Genomic DNA, 790 nt, shown 5'->3' with positions numbered 1-790 from the left:
TATCCCAGTCTTACAGGCAGGTTGCCCACGTGTTACTCACCCGTCCGCCGCTAACGTCATAGAAGCAAGCTTCTAATCAGTTCGCTCGACTTGCATGTATTAGGCACGCCGCCAGCGTTCATCCTGAGCCAGGATCAAACTCTCCGAAGAAATGTTTGACTTGCTCATAAAAGTTTAAAAAAATTAACGTTGACGTTTGTCGCTTTGTTCAGTTTTCAAAGTTCAACCGCCGCTCTTAGGCGACTTTATTATCATACCAAGTTTTTTTACTTGGTGTCAAATACTTTTTGAAAGAAAAAGAGAAATCTTTTTCAGCCTGGCAACGTCCTACTCTCACAGGGACAAAGTCCCAACTACCATCGGCGCTAGAGAACTTAACTTCCGTGTTCGGCATGGGAACGGGTGTGACCTCTCTGCTATCGTCACCAGACATGATTTGAGATTATTCTCTCAAAACTAGATAACATTTTGCTGAGTACTTCGTGTACTATCGTTTTGGTTAAGTCCTCGATCGATTAGTATCAGTCAGCTACACACGTCACCGTGCTTCCACCTCTGACCTATCAACCTGATCATCTTTCAGGGATCTTACTAGCTTGCGCTATGGGAAATCTCATCTTGAGGGGGGCTTCATGCTTAGATGCTTTCAGCACTTATCCCGTCCACACATAGCTACCCAGCGATGCCTTTGGCAAGACAACTGGTACACCAGCGGTGTGTCCATCCCGGTCCTCTCGTACTAAGGACAGCTCCTCTCAAATTTCCTACGCCCACGACGGATAGGGACCGA

Annotated in this window: 3 rRNA genes; all 3 read right to left on the bottom strand. The window is 46.5% G+C overall.

Annotation, left to right across the window (positions count from 1 at the left end):
* Positions 1 to 150: ribosomal RNA gene (locus tag A2U94_RS20095) — 16S ribosomal RNA — on the bottom strand; the annotation flags it as partial.
* 164 nt (positions 151 to 314) lie between these two features.
* Positions 315 to 430, bottom strand: a 5S ribosomal RNA gene (gene rrf / locus A2U94_RS20090).
* Between the two features lie 65 nt (positions 431 to 495).
* Positions 496 to 790: ribosomal RNA gene (locus tag A2U94_RS20085) — 23S ribosomal RNA — on the bottom strand; the annotation flags it as partial.

The sequence above is a fragment of the Bacillus sp. VT 712 genome, assembly GCF_001614195.1.
In the GTDB taxonomy this organism is placed as follows: Bacteria; Bacillota; Bacilli; order Bacillales; family Bacillaceae_H; genus Priestia; species Priestia flexa.
The sequence above is the reverse complement of the archived record's forward strand: the minus strand, read 5'-3'. Positions and strand labels throughout refer to the sequence as shown.